The sequence below is a fragment of the Bacillus sp. UNCCL81 genome (assembly GCF_900112535.1).
GTDB lineage: Bacteria > Bacillota > Bacilli > Bacillales > Bacillaceae_G > Gottfriedia > Gottfriedia luciferensis_B.
Genome location: NZ_FOMF01000016.1, coordinates 1 through 18765 on the forward strand (window position 1 = coordinate 1; position 18765 = coordinate 18765).

Here is an 18765-nt window from a genome sequence, read left to right on the forward strand (position 1 = left end):
TGAATCAAGTGATGATAGCGAAGAGGTCACACCCGTTCCCATACCGAACACGGCAGTTAAGCTCTTCAGCGTCGATGGTAGTTGGGGGTTTCCCCCTGTGAGAGTAGAACGTCGCTTGGTTTATGATTATTCCGCAGTAGCTCAGTGGTAGAGCACTCGGCTGTTAACCGAGTGGTCGTAGGTTCGAACCCTACCTGCGGAGCCATTTTTAACTTAATGCTTCCATAGCTCAGCAGGCAGAGTACTTCCATGGTAAGGAAGAGGTCACCGGTTCGAGCCCGGTTGGAAGCTTAGGAAAAGTTGTACTGGCCCGTTGGTCAAGCGGTTAAGACACCGCCCTTTCACGGCGGTAACACGGGTTCGAGTCCCGTACGGGTCACCATTTTATTACGGAGGATTAGCTCAGCTGGGAGAGCACCTGCCTTACAAGCAGGGGGTCGGCGGTTCGAGCCCGTCATCCTCCACCATCTAATTTAATAAATACCGGAGGGGTAGCGAAGTGGCTAAACGCGGCGGACTGTAAATCCGCTCCCTGTGGGTTCGGCGGTTCGAATCCGTCCCCCTCCACCATTTATTGTTGGGCTATAGCCAAGCGGTAAGGCAACGGATTTTGATTCCGTCATGCCCTGGTTCGAATCCAGGTAGCCCAGCCATTTTTTTATTTTATCGTAATTTATTACGAGCCATTAGCTCAGTAGGTAGAGCATCTGACTTTTAATCAGAGGGTCGAAGGTTCGAATCCTTCATGGCTCACTCTTTTTTTTTATGTGCGGAAGTAGTTCAGTGGTAGAATACAACCTTGCCAAGGTTGGGGTCGCGGGTTCGAGCCCCGTCTTCCGCTTCATTCGCATATATTTTTATACAGTGGGGCCTTAGCTCAGCTGGGAGAGCGCCTGCCTTGCACGCAGGAGGTCAGCGGTTCGATCCCGCTAGGCTCCACCAATATACATAAAGTTAAACCTTAGTCATTTGACTAAGGTTTTTTGTTGTATATAATCATATGATATAGCAATTAATAAGCTCAAAATGCATATGTATACAAAAAAATGTCGAGTTGACCCATTTGTTTCAAAAGATTTAAACTATTAATATAATTAATAACTTTAACAGTCAAAAAATTATATTTTTTCAAAAACAAGTAAGCGTTTTCTTTTATGAAATCAGTCGATGGGGGAAATAAAAATGTTAAAAGATATTTCGATTATTGGAGTACCATTAGATTTAGGACAAACTAGACGTGGGGTAGATATGGGGCCAAGTGCAATTAGATATGCACAGTTGCACGAACGTATTGAAAGAATGTCTTATCAGGTAGAAGACTTAGGAGATATTTTAGTAGAACGTACACCAGTTAAAGAAGATAATTCAGAACATAATTTAAAGAACTTAAAATCTGTAAAAGATACATGTGAAAAGCTTGCTGCTGAAGTTGATGAAGTTATTAAAAGAAACAGAATGCCACTAGTACTTGGCGGTGATCATAGTATTGCAATCGGTACATTAGCAGGCGTATCAAAACATTATAATAATCTTGGATTAATTTGGTTTGATGCACATGGAGATTTAAATACTGCTGAAACATCTCCTTCTGGTAATATTCATGGTATGTCTTTAGCTGTTTCATTAGGTCATGGTCACGACTTATTAACGAAAATAGGTGGTTACTTCCCTAAAGTAAAACCAGAGAACGTAATCATTATTGGTGCACGTGATCTTGATGAAGGCGAAAGAGCAATTATTAAAGAATTAGGAATTAAAGTTTATACAATGCATGAAATTGATAAATTAGGAATGACAAAAGTAATGGAAGAAAGCATTGACCACTTAAAAGGGTGTGACGGTGTACACTTATCATTAGATCTTGACGGTCTAGATCCAATTCACGTTCCTGGAGTGGGCACACCTGTACCTGGAGGAATCACTTATAGAGAAGGCCACTTAGCAATGGAAATGCTATCTGATGCTGATATTATTACTTCAATTGAATTCGTAGAAGTTAATCCAATCTTAGACGAAAGAAATAGAACAGCAATCGTAGCCGTTGCATTAATAGGCTCATTATTAGGTGAGAAATTACTTTAATTTTTAAATAAAATTCAAACGGTCAATATGGATAAAGTTAAAAATATTATGCTAATTTTTAGTAAACAAATTAAAATGATTGCTTATAAATTAATGTTCGATCTTAATTGGCCAACAAACTGATTAATAAAAAGCTGTTAGATTACACTAAGTAAAGGCTATTTGATTAGGTTTTTATAACAAACTTATTTCGATGAATAAGTTGATTGGAATGGAAGGATGCTCGACTCCTATGGGATATGCGGGAAGCCTGAGACCCCACAGGCGCGCCGAGGAGGCTCAGGTCACGCCCCATGGAAAGCGAGCATCCTGTAATGCAAATCAACATCATTTTACTCCTTTACGAAAATTTGTTATTTAATTGACAAGGTTGTTTTTCAACAGCGTGAAGCTAGCATTTGCTAGCTTTTTTTTTATCAAAAAAATATGGAAAACTGTTTTTCAAAAACTTTAAAACCAAATAAGAATGGTTGGTCATTCTCCTATTAATATAAAGAGCCAATATATATAATTCTGTAATTTTGTTTAATATAACTAAAATAGTCGTTAAAGTATTGTTAATATAATTAATAACTCACAATTTTTGTGTATTGCAAAAATATGGTATAATACTCAAGATACAGTTTTATTCTAGAGAATTTGGAGGGTAAAAGATGCCTTCTTTACATATAAATTTTTTACAGTATTTACAGAATGGATTAGACATACTAATAGTTTGGTTTGTTATTTATAGATTAATTATCATTATTCAAGGGACAAAGGCAGTCCAACTCCTAAAAGGTGTTACAATCATTATCGTTGTAAAAGTATTAAGCAGCCTATTTGGCTTGCATACTCTACAATTCTTAATGGATCAAGCATTAACATGGGGATTCTTGGCGGTTATTATTATCTTTCAACCAGAATTAAGGAGAGCACTAGAACAGCTTGGACGTGGCCGTTTCTTCTCTAGAACGACTGGTAATGGGATTAATGACCGAAATGATATTGTTGAAAACATTGCAAAAGCCACTGAATACATGGCTAAACGAAGAATAGGTGCACTTATTTCTTTTGAGAGACAAACAGGAATGGGTGACTACATAGAGTCCGGTATACGTATGAATGCTAATTTATCATCAGAGTTATTGATTAATATCTTTATACCAAATACACCACTACATGATGGAGCTGTAATTATACAAGGTGAAAAGATTACGGCAGCAGCTTGTTATTTGCCTCTGTCTGAGAGTGCATTTATTTCAAAGGAATTAGGAACCAGACATCGAGCTGCAGTTGGAATCAGTGAAGTTACTGACAGTATTACGATTGTAGTTTCCGAGGAAACAGGTGCGGTTTCAGTTGCAAGGAACGGAAATCTATACAGGGAATTATCAAAAGACGAGCTTATAAATTTATTAAATACTGAACTAAAATCACCAGAAGAGTCCACTACATCTAAATGGAATTGGAAGGTGAAACGTAATGGATAATTTTATGGATAATCGTTGGATATTAAGAGGAATCGCTTTATTAGTAACATTATTACTTTTTATGTCTGTCAATCTAGTCCCACAATCAAGTTCATCGGGCTTAGGAGACATACCGTTTGTTAATAATAAAGAATTAGTGCGAGATGTACCAGTAACTCCTATTTATGATCAGCACAATCTAATTGTAACTGGGATTCCAAAGAATGTTTCAGTGCAATTAGATGGACCCAATAGTATTGTAAAAACAGCTGAGATGAAGAAGGATTTTGAAGTATATTTGGATTTAACTTCGTATGCTTTAGGTACATATGAAGTTCCTTTAAAAATTAGAAATATTTCAGATAAAATAAAAGCAACTATTAAACCAAGAACAGTTAGAGTAACAATTAATGAAAAAATTGAAAAAAATGTTTCAGTTAAAGTTGTTTATCTAAATGAAAAAAAGATTAAACATGGTTATAAGGCAGAGAATGCAATTGTTAAACCAGGTTTAGTTACAATAGTAGGATCAAGATATGATGTATCACAAGTGGCATATGCAAGTGTTGGTGTGGATGTTACTGATGCGAATCAGACATTTAGTCAGGTGCTACCTGTTCGATTATACAATAAAAAAGGTGTTCAACTTCCGTTCATTACAAGTCCAAGAAAAGTTGAAGTAACTGTCCCTATTGTTTCGGAAAGTGCTAGCTTCCCGATTAAGTTAGTGCAAACAGGAACACTTAAGGATGGTTTAAAACTAAGTAGTCTTGCTAGTGATGTTAATGCAGTAAGAATTTATGCGTCAAAAGATTGGTTGGACAAGTTTAATGGACCAATAGAAGTGCCAGTTGACATATCTTCATTTAATCAAAGTGGTACATATGAAGTAAATGTACCTACTCCAAATGGAGCATTTAGAGTTGACTCAAGCACGATTAATGTAAACGTTAATTTTGATCAAGAAATGGAAAAGAAATTTAGTAATATCCCAATTAATTTAGTGGGTGAAAATAATCAATTTGAATATAAGTTTACTAAGCCCCCTTTAGGAAAAGTAGTAGTTACTGCTAAAGGATTTAAGAAAGACTTGGATGCGATTAATCCAAGCGATTTAAATATTACAGCAAAAGTTAATGGACTAGAACCAGGAACTAGAGATGTAGCGCTTACTATTACCGGCCCAAAAGGAGCTATATATAGTTTAGATTTTGATACAATAACGATTGAAATTACTGATAAAAAATCATCTGCTCAAACTGATGAAAATGAGAATTCAGGCGATGTAGGACAGTCATCGAATTAGAAGGAGAGTTAAAATGGGTAAATATTTTGGTACTGATGGTGTACGAGGAGTTGCGAATAAAGAGTTAACTCCTGAATTAGCATATAAAATTGGACGCTGTGGCGGTTATGTTTTAACAAAAAATAATGTCAAACCTAAAATTATAGTTGGGCGTGACACACGTGTATCTGGACATATGCTTGAAGGAGCACTAGTTGCAGGTTTATTATCAATTGGTGCTGAAGTTATGAGATTAGGTGTTATTTCTACTCCAGGTGTTGCCTATTTAACAAAAGCACTAGGAGCACAAGCGGGTGTTATGATTTCAGCTTCGCATAATCCTGTTGCAGATAATGGAATTAAGTTTTTTGGTCCAGACGGTTTTAAACTGTTGGATGAACAAGAAGATGAAATTGAAGAATTAATGGATGCAGAAGTTGATCGTCTACCAAGACCAACTGGAAATGATTTATGTCAAGTTAGCGATTATTTTGAAGGTGGGCAAAAATACCTACAATTCCTTAAAAACACAATTGACGAAGATTTCTCAGGCTTATTAGTTGCTCTAGATTGTGCACATGGTGCCACTTCTTCATTAGCGCCATATTTATTCGCAGATTTAGAAGCAGATATTGTTACAATGGGAACAAATCCTAATGGATTTAATATAAATGATGGTGTAGGTTCTACACATCCTGAAGCTTTAGCAGCTCTTGTGAAGGAAAAAGGTGCTGACATCGGTTTATCATTCGATGGAGATGGAGATCGTCTAATCGCAATCGATGAAAATGGTGAAATCGTTGATGGTGACCAAATAATGTATATTTGTGCAAAATATTTAAATGAAAAAGGTCGTCTAAAACAAAACACAATTGTATCAACTGTTATGAGTAACTTAGGCTTCTACAAAGCAGTAGAAACAAATGGAATGAAAAGTGCAGTTACAGGTGTTGGAGACCGTTATGTAATGGAAGAGATGAGAAAGAATGGGTTCAATCTAGGTGGCGAGCAATCTGGTCACATCATCTTTTTAGATCATATTACGACTGGTGATGGTATGTTAAGTGCGATTCAGCTCGTTAGTATTGTTAAAGAAACAGGTAAAACTTTATCACAATTAGCTGGAGAAATGAAAAAGTATCCACAATTATTAATTAATGTTCGTGTTACAGATAAAAATGAAGCACTTAATAACGAACGCATTAAAGCAATCATTTCAGAGGTAGAAGAAGAAATGAACGGCAATGGTCGTATTTTAGTTCGTCCTTCTGGTACTGAGCCACTTATTCGTGTAATGGCTGAGGCTCCTTCTGAGGCAGAATGTAAACAATATGTAGAACGTATTGTTGCTGTTGTAAAAGAAGAAGTTGGAGAATAATATAAATTAAAAAAATATGCATTGATGAGCACTTTTGTGTAAGTCTATGCATATTTTTGTTATATACAGCTATTCTATAACTTTTTTTCAACATATTTTTGTTGACCAGTTTTAATACAGTATAGTATAGTTGTTTTATTGTTTTCCTAACAGGGAAGGAGTATAGAAATAATAAAGTATTAAAAAAGCGCCAGAACTACACTAGACGTGAATGTGTAGTTGACGAGGTGGAGTTTTATCGAAGTTTCGGCGGATGACTCCCGGTTGCTGTATCACAACCGAAATTATTTATGTAAAACACATGGGTGACTGTGTGCACAAACGTAAATAATCTGATACACCGTTTAAAACAAAAAAATGAACTCGCTAATGAGCGGAATATGAAAGGTAGGTGGATATTGCTTGTAAGTCCTCTACCATTATTAAACATGACGAGGGAATAGAAAATTAAATAGTTAAACGGTTAGGAAAACAGCGTTCCATTCCTATACATTTTGTATGTCTTGTTTTAGGACTTACTAAGCAATAGTTAATTATGTGTGGAATCGTTGGATATATTGGAAATGATAATGCGAAAGAAATTTTATTAAAAGGTTTAGAGAAATTAGAGTATCGTGGATACGATTCTGCTGGGATTTCTCTTTTAACTGACAATGGTGTAGAAGTTTATAAAGAAAAAGGTAGAATTGCAGTATTACGTAAATCAATCCCTACAAAAGCGGACGGAAACGTTGGAATTGGTCATACAAGATGGGCAACACATGGTGCTCCAAGTAAACGAAATGCGCATCCTCACCAAAGCTCTACTGAACGTTTTACACTTGTTCATAACGGCGTTATCGAGAACGATGTACAATTAAAAAACGATTATTTAAATGATATTGATTTTACAAGTGATACAGATACTGAAGTAATTGTTCAGTTAGTAGAACTTCATATTAAAAAAGGTTTATCTGTGCTTGATGCTTTTAGAGAAACACTTAAGCTTCTTAAAGGTTCTTATGCAATTGCATTATTAGATAAACAAGACGATGACGTAATTTATGTAGCAAAAAATAAAAGTCCATTACTAGTTGGTGTTGGTGAAGAGTTTAATGTTATTGCATCTGATGCGATGGCAATGTTACAAATTACTGATCAATTTATTGAATTAATGGATAAAGAGGTTATTTTAGTTACTAAAGATCGTGTTCAATTAATGGATCTTAACGGAAATATTAAAGAACGTTCTCCGTATACTGCAGAAATTGATGCTAGCGATATCGAAAAAGGAACTTATCCTCATTTCATGTTAAAAGAAACAGATGAGCAACCTTTAGTAATCCGTAATATTATCCAAAAGTACCAAGATGAAAATGGCGAGCTTGTAATCGACGCAGAAATTAAAGCGGCTTTAGCAGAAGCTGACAGATTATATATTGTTGCTTGTGGAACTAGTTATCATGCTGGTCTTGTTGGAAAACAGTTTATTGAAAAAATGGCGGGAGTACCTGTAGAAGTACATGTTGCAAGTGAATTCTCTTACAATATGCCACTGCTTTCAGAAAAACCATTATTCATTTATATTTCACAAAGCGGTGAAACTGCTGATAGTAGAGCATGTCTAGTACAAACAAATAAATTAGGTCATAAAGCAATTACACTTACAAACGTTCCAGGATCAACATTATCACGTGAGGCTGATTTCACTCTTCCTTTACACGCAGGTCCTGAAATCGCAGTTGCATCAACGAAAGCTTACACTGCACAATTAGCAGTACTTGCAATTGTTGCAAATGCTCTTGCAAAAGAAAAAGGAAAATCAGTTAACTTTAACCTAGTTAAAGAACTTGGAATTGTAGCAAATGCAATGGAATCAATTACAAACCAAAAAGAAGAGTTTGAAAAAATTGCTACAGAATATTTAGCTACAACTCGTAATGCATTCTTCATCGGTCGTAACGTAGATTACTTCGTTTGCTTAGAAGGCGCATTAAAATTAAAAGAAATTTCTTACATCCAAGCAGAAGGATTTGCTGGTGGAGAGTTAAAACACGGTACAATTGCTCTAATCGAAGAAGGGACTCCAATCTTCGCATTAGCAACACAAGAATCAGTAAACTTAAACATTCGTGGAAATGTAAAAGAGGTTGTTGCTCGTGGTGCTAACCCTTGTATCATTTCTATGGAAGGATTAAATATGGAAGGCGATCGCTTCATTTTACCAAGAGTACAAGAAGAATTATCTCCAATCCTTTCAGTCGTACCATTACAATTAATTTCTTACTATGCTGCTTTACATCGTGGTTGTGATGTTGATAAACCACGTAATCTTGCAAAATCAGTTACTGTTGAATAATAAAATTAGTAATCTCAAAGTTTATTAAAAAACAGATTTGAAAATAAAAACTGAGCAGGGAGTGTAAAAAGATGACCAAATTTAACGATGAAAATATCATCCCTACAAAAGACGATTTTCACGTTAGTGAAGTTGATGAGCGTGTTGTAATAAGAAAACCAATTAAATAACTTTAAATTTAAAATACAGGGGACTAGTGGTGATAACCATTAGTCCTTTTTTATTTTGAACATGATAATACATACAAGCAGCAAAAATTTAACAAAACTAAGAATAAAACTAGAACAAGCAATCCATCTTAAGAATATGGGAAAATTCGCATTTAAATACTGAGCAGGAGTGAAAAATGATGATAAAAGTTTACGATGAAAACTTCATTCCAACAAAAGATGACTTTCATGTTAGTGAAGTTGATGAGCGTGTTGTAATAAGAAAACCAAATCAGGTTGAACTTTAATAGAAAAGAGGCTAAGTTGAAATCTAAATTTTCAGCAGCCTCTTTTTTGTTTCTTCCGTAAATTATCGAACAAAGTGATGATATTTAAAAAAATTGTTTTTTATACACGTTTTTCTTATTGCCAATATTTACGAATATCCACATGATATTCGTACAAATTAATAAAGAGGTGATGTATATGAAGTTTAAATCAATTCAAAATAACATTGATTTTCAAAAACGTAGCCTAAAAAAATATAATAAAACGATCACTCTTTACTATTTAAATTCAGTATGTGATGGGAATAAAATTACTGAACTTCTTATTACACCTTTTTATGAATATGAATCATTTGTTTTATATAAAAACTACCTTAAAACATTAAATAATTGGGAGATCGTTTCCGAAGAATCAGTCATGGTTGAAAAGATTCTAAACGGAAATATTATTATAAATTTAGATGAAATAAACTACTCAATTATGATCAGCGAATTTAGTGCAAGTTCTGTTGGAGTGTCGACCGAAGAAAATGTGTTACAAGGACCAAAGGACGGATTAAATGAAAAAATTGATGTATCTTTAAACTTGATTCGTAATCGGTATAGAAAGAGTACTTTAAAGGTTGAAAACTATATTGTAGGAAATTTATCAAAAACTAAAGTACTTGTGTTATATGATGAGAACTTAGTAGATGGTAATGTATACAAACATCTCATAGAAAAAGTTAAAGGGATAACAATTGATGTATTACAATCCTGCGGTCAACTTCAAAAAATATTAATTAATAATAAGTGGAGTTTATTTCCTCTATTTCTAACTACTGAGCGGCCAGATCGAGTCGTATTTAATCTATCAACTGGAAAGATAATTTTACTTGTTGAGGGAACGCCATGGGCGCTAATTGGACCTGCGACTTTCGCCGACTTCTTTAAATCGATGGATGATACGGTGGAACTAACGTTAGTGTCGAAGTTTTTTATTTCAATCCGTTATATAGCTTTAATGATTACAGTGTTTTTACCAGCTATTTATGTCGCAGTTATTTCTTATTCTCCAGAAGTTTTACAAGTCCAATTCGCCTTACTCGTTGCCGGAAGTAGAATGTCAGTGCCGTTTCCTTCTTATATTGAAATTCTTTTTCTCATGTTAATGGCAGAATTTTTAATAGAAGCAAGTTTGAGATTACCTAAATCAATTAGTTCTACAGCTACTACTGTAGGGGGGCTAATTTTAGGGCAAACTGCATCACAGGCAGGTCTAGTAGCAGACATCATGATTATCGTTGTTTCATTAGTTGCCATCTCTTTATTTAGTATTCCAATTAATGCGATGCATCAAGCAATTAGAATTGTTCGATATCCGATTATACTATTTGCCTCATTGTTTGGGATGATTGGCGTTATAGTAGGTACACTAGCTATACTTTGCCATTTATGTAATTTAAGAAGCTTAGGAAAACCTTATTTGACACTTTTTAATAAAAATTAAATAATGGGGTGCATTTTTTGCTAGGGAAAAGATATATTACATACCTATTTTATTTAAATACGGTTATTAGCATAACTGCATTTGGGCCACAAATATTGTATAGGAATAGTTTAGATGGAAGTATTACAAGTATTGGTTTGGCCATTATAGTAGGTGGCTTTTTTATTTATATTTTACAAAAGTTATTTAGTAAATTTCCTGAACAAAATATTAGTCAAATCATAAAAAATGTAGTTCCCGACTGGTGTCGAAAATGCTACATAATTTATAGCTTAATTTTTTGGTACTTGACGGGTGCATTATTTATTATTGCGTTAATTCACGTTGTAAATATATTTATCAATCCAAATACCCCTATCTTAATAACTTATATTGTATTTCTCTTAGTAATAATTTTTGCGATTTTACTAAAAACAGAATCATTATTATACGTTACAGAAATACTCGTAATACTTCATATTCCAATTGTTTTATTTGTGCTTATAAGATTTTTGACTGATCGTTTTGTTGTAGTCGATTCCCTTTACCAATCTATTAACTATTTCAAACATCTACCAAAAATTAGTGCGTTCACCGCTGCCCTATTTGTCTTTACGGGATTCTCTAATTTAATTATTTTTAATGAAAAAATAAATTTAAATTTTATAACCAAAAAATTTCTTCTTTGGATTTTTCTATGTGGGATGTTTATAATCTGCAGTAATTATTTAATACCAATCGGATACTTAGGCTTAAACGGTGTTAGGAAAGAAGTGTTTGTTTGGTTAACGACAGTTGATAGTATGCATTTTGACTATTTGATAGTAGAGAGGGTTATTTACATTCTACTGTTTGGCCAAATCATTATTTCATTAATATATATCATACTTAGCTGGCATACCTCATTAGAGCTTTTTAAAACTCTCAATTTAAGTTATGGAGGATCTTATAAATGGTTATTAATTTCCTTCTTTATCTGTTTAACTACAGTTATTCAACTTCTAATAAGAGAAACAGATTTAGTAAAATATTTTACTTTGTATTTCAATTTAAATGCTATCTCAAACTTCTTATTAATCATTTCGTTATTATATGCGTCTATAAAAAAAAGGAACGTTATTTAAGTCTTAGCTTTTTTATGATTGGTGCAACGCTCCTATTATCTGGATGTACCTTTAAAGATATTGATAAGAGAGCATTCGTAACATCTATTGGAATTGATCAATCTGAGGATCCTCAAAAAAAATATAAAGTGATGATTAAAGTAGCAATTCCTAATGGAGATCCGAAAATACCAAAATCAGAATTTCTTATACTCACAGCAAATACTGACTCGATTTCAGAAGGTCTTAACTTAATGAAATCACAGATTGATAAGGAATTGGTTTATGGACATAGTAGTGCGATTGTGATTGGAGAAAAATTAGCTAAAAGTAATATACAACCGCTATTAGAGTTTTTTGTAAGAAGACCGGATATTCAAATGACGTCTTATTTAAGCGTTGCTAAACCGAATGCATTTGAAGTGCTTAACTTTAAACCTATACAAGAACAAGTATCAGGCGGTGTTTTAAAATCATATTTTGATTTTAGTAGAACTGAATCGCCATACATAGATTCAGTTTGTCTTTTCGACGCATATAGGAGAGAAACAGAAGACGGAATAGACATCGTTATGCCTATTATTGAATCAAATAAAAAAGATTTATTAGTAGACCGAATAGCATTATTTGATAAGAGTAAAATGATTATGGACCTCAGTCCAAGTGAATCAGAAACTTATCGACTTTTAACGACTGGAATTTACGATGAAAGCTTAAAGGTCAAAAACAAGAAAGTTATGTTTGTAATGAATTTAGAAAAAGGAAAGGCAAATTACAAATTAAAACATCAAAATAAAAATATTGTTGCCAATTATACGATTAAGGTGAGAGCGGTTATAGAAGAAAAGATTGATGACCTTGATTCGATCAAAGAAAGTGACATACCAAAACTTAATAAGCAATTGGAAGATAAAATAAGTGCAGAGACTAAAGCTTTACTAATTAAAATAAAAGAAAAAGACATTGATCCAATCGGTTTTGGTTTAAGATACTTATCTAGGAATAGCGAAAATAGAAATTTATCATTATGGAACAAAAAGTACGATAGCCTAGCCTTTAAGATTAAGTCTGAAGTGAAAATTAAAGGGACCGGATTAATCAAATAATTTTAAAAGAAAAAGAGATAGGAATGCAGATGAAAATCTGTTACCTATCTTTTTTTATGAACAAAATTAATTTTTGGTTTTCACCATAATTTCACCATCCTCTATTAGAATTCAATTTATTAAGAAATGAGAGGAGGGAAATAACATGAATAAAAGAGTAAAGAGAATATTTACGTGGGTCTCTATAACTGCAGTTTTTGTTTTAGGGGTACACTTTTTTCTTAGATTACTAGGTGGCTTTCATGAAAGACGTTTTGCTGATCAACATTCAATGTACATGGATAGAGGCGGTCGAAACGAATTTAGATCACATCAGATAATGCATGGTCCACACCATTTTCATGATTTTTCTTGGATTGGTTTAGTATTATTCCTTTTAATCGCAATTGCGGTAGTGACTTTTATCTTTAAAAAGTTAGTTAAAAAGGGACAAGCTAGCCAGGTTAATCAAATTTCATTAGATACAACTAGTTTTAATACACCTATAAACAGAACAAACGCAGACTTATTGGATAAATGGGAAAAAAATCTATTGTCAAAAAAGGAGAATAAATAAAATGGGCATTTTTAAAAGAATGAAATCAATATCATTGGCTAAAGTGAATGGAGCATTGGATGGTTTAGAAGATCCAATCTCAATGTTAAATCAATATATTAGAGAAATGGAAGAAGATCTTTTGAAAGGTCAGGAAGCACTCTCTCGTCAAATCTATCTAGAGAATAAGCAAAAAGCATTGATTTTAGAGACAGAAGGGCTGGTAAACAAAAGAAGTGGACAAGCTAAGCTAGCAGTTGAAAATGGTGAAGATTCCATTGCAAAACTGGCAATACAGGAAAAACTTGTTCATGAAAAACAGTTAAGTCTCTATACAGAGCAACTAAATACAATTCAAAATCAAACTCAGTCACTTTATGAAAAATTAGATGAACTGAAAGGTAAATATGATGAATATCTGCATAAGAGACTGTTACTAGTTTCTAGAGCAAATATTGCAAAATCAATTAAACAAATTCAACAAACATCTGTTTCATTTAATTCAGAAACAATCGCAAATGGCATATCACGTGCAGAAGATCGAATACTTATGATGGAGGCAGAAGTACAAGCTCAAAATAAATTTGCATATCATACTAACCTATCTAATGGATATAAAGATAACGTAATGAGTGAAGAAGTAGAAGAAGAGCTACAAAAGCTAAAACAGCTAAAACAGCATGCTGTGGAAACTGCGTAAGGTCATGATCTAAAAGAAATATAGGGGAGCACCGTATTAATTAACGGGTGCTTCCTTTTATTTTATAATTGATTTGAAAATGGAAAAGATGAAGAAGATAACCGAAAAAAAATAGAGATACTTATATAAAACGAGGGAGTATTTTTGATGATGAATATACTAGTAGCTGAAGATGATTTGAAACTCGGTGAGCTAATCAGTTATATGTTAAAGAAAAAAGCAGGTTATAAAGTGGAATGGGTTACAGAGGGAGAAGAAGCCTACTATTACTCTACAAACAGTCATTATGATGTATTAGTATTAGATTGGATGATGCCAGGTGGAACAGGAATAGAAGTGTGTCGTAGGTTACGCAAAGAAGGATATTCAGGAGCGATTTTAATCCTTACGGCTAAAGACGCCCTAGAGGACCGCATTGTAGGACTGGACTCAGGAGCTGATGATTATTTAGTTAAACCTTTTGAAATTGATGAGCTACTTGCTCGATTAAGAGCGCTTTCTAGACGTAATTATGCTCCTATATTAGAGGAAGAAATTATTATTAGTGATATGATTCTTAATCGTACAAGCCAATCAATCAGAGGTGGAGATACTGAAATTCAATTAAGCCCTCGCGAATTTCAATTAGTTGATTTTTTAATACAAAATAAAGGGCAAGTATTACCTCGTGAAATTATTTTGGAGCGGGTATGGGGTTTTGATTCAGATGTTGCAATGAAAACGATTGATGCCACTGTTAAACTTCTTAGAAAGAAACTAGATTTGCTTGGTAAACAAGATTTGCTACAAAGCATTAGAGGGGTAGGATATAAATTTGATAACTAATCTTATTTCTTCTTTACGTGATTTTCGAAATCGCGGAGGTAGAGATGTTTTTAAGCGTACGCAAAATCGCCTAACGATACTATATAGCGGACTTGTTATGCTTTTTCTAATTATATTCATCATCATCGTCTTTGCAGCGTTATATGTAGTCATAATGAATGATCAAAGACGTACAGTGGAATCATTGGCTAGTCAAGAAGCAAAGATTATCGAAAACTATATGATTCAAAATCAACAAGGAAACCTCCAGGATGATGACAAAGAGGTAGTTTTAGCAGGTGTCGATCAATTTTTTTATTATGTCGTTAATCCAAATGGTGAATTAATAATGGGACAGGAGGATATCCCACAAATAAGGTCAAGGCTGTTTGGGCAAATAAAAGATTGGATTCCTAAAGGAAATGAAACACGAAAGGTAAAAATTAAATTAGAACATGAAGAGTTTGAAAAGGACATGAGAAAATTCCATGATCATGAAATACATGTTCCTTCAAATCGAAAAGAGATTAGTTTGATGGTATCAGGTAAACCACTATTTTATAAGGGAGATTTCATCGGTACGATCTATGTTGGAAAAGATATTTCAGATGTTTACCATTTATTTAAATTTGTTGTCATCATATTGGTTGGCTTAACAATCGTATTTTCTGGAGTTGCACTATATATCAGTTTTTTTATGTCAAAAAAAGCGATGATTCCTATCTTTAAATCATTTAACCGACAACGCGAATTTGTTGCAGATGCTTCTCATGAATTAAGAACACCATTAAGCGTTTTGTTATCGTCGATAGATGCAATGGAAATGACGATTGATACAGAGAAAGATGATTTTTCTCGAAAGCTTTTATTTAATATGAAAGACGAAGTAAAAAGGATGACAAACTTAGTCAGCGGATTATTAACTTTAGCTCGTTCAGACTCAGATCAAGTTGAAATTAAATTAGAAAAGTTTGAGTTTCGCTCCATTGCAGAAAAGGCGATAGGATCTCTACAACCGTTAGCTGCATCTAAACAAATCAATTTAAACTTAACTGCTTCAGAGAATGTAATCGCTGAGGGAGACTCTGAAAAGTTATCACAGCTCTTATATATATTAATAGATAATGGGATTAAGTATACGCCAATTGGAGGAGAGGTTCAGTTAGTTCTTTCGAATAAAGAAAATGAACTATGTATTCAAGTAACAGATACTGGTATTGGGATTAAACCGGAGGACCACGCCCGAATATTTGATCGTTTTTATCGATCAGATAAAGCTAGATCTAGACAAATTGGTAGCCATGGTTTAGGCTTGGCAATTGCAAAATGGATCGTGGAAATTCATAATGGAACTATTCAAGTAGATAGTGAAGTTGGAAAAGGAAGTACGTTTACTATTCGGATTCCAACTTCTAATATGAGTAGTAAAAAGACATATGCCACAAGAGTAGAATAACCGATACAAAGAAGTAAAAAATATAAATGGTAAATTTGAATGGCGTATTTCCCAATGTTTAAAAAGAACAATTGCCGAAATTGGAAATCCATTTTTCCTAAAAGAGAGGAATGTTGACGTTGAAAATTGCTTTCATTGCACACGATCAAAAGAAAAAAGATTTAGTAAATTTTGCAATGGCATATGAATCTATCTTATCAAAACATGAATTATATTCAACAGGAACAACTGGAACAAAAATAATGGAAAATACAAATTTAAAAATACACCGATTTAATTCTGGACCACTAGGGGGAGATCAAGAAATCGGTGCCTTAATAGCTAAGAATTTGATGGATATTGTAATCTTCTTTCGCGATCCACTCACAGCGCAACCACATGAACCGGATATTTTGGCTTTAATTCGTTTATGTGATGTTTACTCAATTCCTTTAGCAACAAACATGGGAACAGCAGAAATTTTAATTCATGGTTTAGAGCGAGGGGACTTAAAGTGGAGAAACATCGTACATGATAAACAAATTCGAGAAAGATAAGCAAAAAATCCTAAAAAAGATGTAGTAATCGAATAATTAACTTTGATGAAGGAAATAGTAATTCTAGTTCAATTGAAAAGGAGGTTTATCATGGATAATCAAGGATTTGGACATACACATGATACAGGTGAAACAGTTATGATTTCGGGCTACTATACTGACGCAGACGGGGAGCATATTGAATTAGAAGCAGGACAAAAGTTCCCTAATTGCCCTAAATCAGGAAAACCAACTAAATGGAGACATGGAAGTTAAGATAGAAATTCAGTAAAAAAAGATTGTACTATGTACAATCTTTTTTTACTGAACAAATACGCTATACATTAGTCCAAGATACATTGTAAACAAAAAGCAAAGACTAAATGTAATTGGTAACATGATTTTTGTCTTTTTCATAAAGCTGATGACTAGTAATACTAGGAAGATGATCGACATACTCATTAACATCGTTCCTTCAGCCGTAAAACTAAAAGCTATTCTAATAGGTAAAGTAATATCAATCCCCATAATCCATTCAATCCATTTAGATGGACCCTCATTTTGCAAAGTTAAATTAATATTATGCGGTGGAGATTTAGTACCCATTATAGCTGTAAAAAAGAATACAATTATGATGGTAATATACTCTGCTTTTAACCAACTACGAATATTACTCGAAGGGCCTTCAGCGGACTTTCTCATTAGTACACCATTGAAAAAAGCAAAAAACAATACTGGAATGATGCTGATGTGCTTCAAGACTAACATCTGTCCATAAGGAAGCAACCAAGCATTTGTATAGTCTTTTAATTTAACGACTTCTAGCATTAAGACTACACCACTAATAAATATAATAACAACACATATGATGGCTAAAGGTGTAAACCATTTTAAGAAACGACCATAGTTATTAGTGTCCTTAGCTAGCCAAGTGACGTTAAATAGAATTCCACTCCAAATAGAAACCATTAGAAAATGACTACTTTGAAAGATAAAACCCGTCCAAAAATTCATAGAGGTTATATGACCAGCATAACCGATACTTAAAATCATCATAAATAGCCAAAAGAAATTAAAAAACTTTTTACCATCGCTATAAATATTAATGACAAGCATAATGGCAAACATACTCGAGTAAATCCATGCATTACCAACAGCTGTTTTTATGAAAACAGAATAAAGGGCTGTTTTAAGATGAACATCATCTAAGAAAAAAGTAATAATTCGTAGAGCAGGAAATAGTGAAAAGAATAATATGCCGACAATAACTAAATAAACAGCACCTTTCGAAATTCTGATTGTTGGTTTTTTATCTGACGGTACAAAATCTAAAACAAACTTTCCTGCTAATATCGAATAAAGGATATATGTTATGAACTCCGTGATTGGAACAATATAACTCATTTTCTATTCCAAAGAACAACTCCACCAACCATTAACGCGATTCCAAAAAGCCCAATTGCGATTAATGGAATAAGATATTTAGATCTTTCTTTTTTAGGAGTAGCCTCTTTTTGTTTTTCTTTAGCTGGCGTTTGATCCTTAACTGCTTTGTCAGTTGTTTTACTTTCAGTTGTCGTTTTAGTTTCAACTTGCTTCAATTGCACTTTGAATGGAATTTGACCTGTTACTGGATGACCATCTTCACTTACAACTTTCCACTCAATCTTATAATCACCATTTTCTAGATCGTTTGGTAAATCAGCAATTAATTTATTCTCTTTAACTTGCACGTTTGTAACAGCTGTAGCAGTTCCAGCTTTATACAATTTGATCGTACCTAATTGCTCAAGTGCTTCTTCAAATTCAAGCGTAATTTGTTTAATTGGTTCAGTGATTATTTGCCCATTTGATGGATTAGAAGAAACAAGCTTGGTATGGGCACTCGCCATAGATGGGAATAAAAATAGCAGTAAAATAATAATTGATAAACCTTTTTTCATATAAATCTCCTTCTTTGTGTAAAATTCGTGCTTAATTTAATATAATGTAAAACCTTGTGATTATGAAATATTATTGTTTTAGTTAAATTAACCACTCTATTCAATTAGATAGTTTAGTTCAAAAATGTGATGTATTTGTGAAGAAGACGGAACTAGTCAGTTTAT

At 33.5% G+C, this 18765-nt stretch carries 16 protein-coding genes, 9 tRNA genes and 1 rRNA gene; 24 read left to right on the top strand and 2 right to left on the bottom strand.

The window, feature by feature from the left end:
- Window positions 1-4: 4 nt before the first annotated feature.
- The 24 genes from rrf (at window position 5) to BM319_RS24895 (ending at window position 16933) form a co-directional block, all read left to right on the top strand.
- Window positions 5-120 (top strand): 5S ribosomal RNA (gene rrf, locus BM319_RS22195).
- 10 nt (window positions 121-130) lie between these two features.
- Window positions 131-205, top strand: a tRNA-Asn gene (locus tag BM319_RS22200).
- A gap of 13 nt (window positions 206-218) precedes the next feature.
- Window positions 219-291, top strand: a tRNA-Thr gene (locus tag BM319_RS22205).
- A gap of 16 nt (window positions 292-307) precedes the next feature.
- Window positions 308-382 (top strand) — tRNA-Glu (locus BM319_RS22210).
- A 9-nt stretch (window positions 383-391) separates the two neighbouring features.
- Window positions 392-467: transfer RNA gene (locus tag BM319_RS22215), tRNA-Val, on the top strand.
- Between the two features lie 18 nt (window positions 468-485).
- Window positions 486-570 (top strand) — tRNA-Tyr (locus tag BM319_RS22220).
- 8 nt (window positions 571-578) lie between these two features.
- Window positions 579-653, top strand: a tRNA-Gln gene (locus tag BM319_RS22225).
- A gap of 27 nt (window positions 654-680) precedes the next feature.
- Window positions 681-753: transfer RNA gene (locus tag BM319_RS22230), tRNA-Lys, on the top strand.
- Between the two features lie 16 nt (window positions 754-769).
- Window positions 770-841 (top strand) — tRNA-Gly (locus tag BM319_RS22235).
- A gap of 25 nt (window positions 842-866) precedes the next feature.
- Window positions 867-942 (top strand) — tRNA-Ala (locus tag BM319_RS22240).
- 240 nt (window positions 943-1182) lie between these two features.
- A complete protein-coding gene (rocF, locus tag BM319_RS22245; protein WP_084006898.1) occupies window positions 1183-2082 on the top strand; it encodes an arginase in 900 nt (299 codons plus the stop codon).
- Between the two features lie 653 nt (window positions 2083-2735).
- Entirely contained in the window at window positions 2736-3554 is an 819-nt protein-coding gene (gene cdaA, locus BM319_RS22250) for a diadenylate cyclase CdaA (RefSeq protein ID WP_025671686.1), read from the top strand.
- Window positions 3547-4839 (top strand): CdaR family protein, encoded by a 1293-nt coding sequence (locus BM319_RS22255; RefSeq protein WP_091024730.1) that lies wholly within the window; start codon window positions 3547-3549, stop codon window positions 4837-4839. Before cdaA ends, BM319_RS22255 begins: the two co-directional genes overlap by 8 nt.
- Before the next feature lie 13 nt (window positions 4840-4852).
- A complete protein-coding gene (glmM, locus tag BM319_RS22260; protein ID WP_025671688.1) occupies window positions 4853-6196 on the top strand; it encodes a phosphoglucosamine mutase in 1344 nt (447 codons plus the stop codon).
- Between the two features lie 535 nt (window positions 6197-6731).
- Complete coding sequence (gene glmS, locus BM319_RS22265) at window positions 6732-8534, top strand: glutamine--fructose-6-phosphate transaminase (isomerizing) (protein WP_069033929.1); 1803 nt, start codon at window positions 6732-6734, stop codon at window positions 8532-8534.
- 635 nt (window positions 8535-9169) lie between these two features.
- Window positions 9170-10459: a spore germination protein gene (locus BM319_RS22270; RefSeq protein WP_175403495.1), complete on the top strand. Its 1290-nt coding sequence runs from the start codon at window positions 9170-9172 to the stop codon at window positions 10457-10459.
- A 17-nt stretch (window positions 10460-10476) separates the two neighbouring features.
- Entirely contained in the window at window positions 10477-11562 is a 1086-nt protein-coding gene (locus BM319_RS24445) for a GerAB/ArcD/ProY family transporter (protein ID WP_069033927.1), read from the top strand.
- Window positions 11563-11576: 14 nt separating this feature from the next.
- The gene (locus tag BM319_RS22275; protein WP_069033926.1) at window positions 11577-12647 is read left to right on the top strand and encodes a Ger(x)C family spore germination protein; all 1071 of its coding nucleotides are present in this window, start codon (window positions 11577-11579) and stop codon (window positions 12645-12647) included.
- 145 nt (window positions 12648-12792) lie between these two features.
- On the top strand, window positions 12793-13203 hold the full coding sequence (locus BM319_RS22280) for a hypothetical protein (RefSeq protein WP_069033925.1): 411 nt from the start codon (window positions 12793-12795) through the stop codon (window positions 13201-13203).
- A 1-nt stretch (window position 13204) separates the two neighbouring features.
- Window positions 13205-13882, top strand: a complete 678-nt coding sequence (locus BM319_RS22285) for a PspA/IM30 family protein (RefSeq protein ID WP_069033924.1) — start codon at window positions 13205-13207, stop codon at window positions 13880-13882.
- A gap of 150 nt (window positions 13883-14032) precedes the next feature.
- Entirely contained in the window at window positions 14033-14707 is a 675-nt protein-coding gene (locus tag BM319_RS22290) for a response regulator transcription factor (protein ID WP_069033936.1), read from the top strand.
- Window positions 14697-16142, top strand: a complete 1446-nt coding sequence (locus BM319_RS22295) for a sensor histidine kinase (protein WP_286143879.1) — start codon at window positions 14697-14699, stop codon at window positions 16140-16142. The genes BM319_RS22290 and BM319_RS22295 overlap by 11 nt, the downstream gene beginning before the upstream one ends.
- 119 nt (window positions 16143-16261) lie before the next feature.
- Window positions 16262-16678 (top strand): methylglyoxal synthase, encoded by a 417-nt coding sequence (gene mgsA, locus BM319_RS22300; RefSeq protein WP_056476125.1) that lies wholly within the window; start codon window positions 16262-16264, stop codon window positions 16676-16678.
- Between the two features lie 90 nt (window positions 16679-16768).
- Window positions 16769-16933, top strand: coding sequence for a hypothetical protein (locus tag BM319_RS24895; protein ID WP_175403494.1), 165 nt, complete (start codon window positions 16769-16771; stop codon window positions 16931-16933).
- Between the two features lie 45 nt (window positions 16934-16978).
- Here the strand turns inward: BM319_RS24895 and BM319_RS22305 are convergent, their stop codons facing one another.
- Both BM319_RS22305 and BM319_RS22310 read right to left on the bottom strand, forming a co-directional pair.
- Window positions 16979-18061 carry a CopD family protein gene (locus tag BM319_RS22305; protein ID WP_091024735.1) on the bottom strand — a complete coding sequence of 361 codons (1083 nt, stop codon included), beginning with the start codon at window positions 18059-18061 and terminating at the stop codon, window positions 16979-16981.
- On the bottom strand, window positions 18058-18600 hold the full coding sequence (locus BM319_RS22310) for a copper resistance CopC family protein (RefSeq protein WP_091024737.1): 543 nt from the start codon (window positions 18598-18600) through the stop codon (window positions 18058-18060). The genes BM319_RS22305 and BM319_RS22310 overlap by 4 nt, the downstream gene beginning before the upstream one ends.
- Between the last annotated feature and the right edge of the window lie 165 nt (window positions 18601-18765).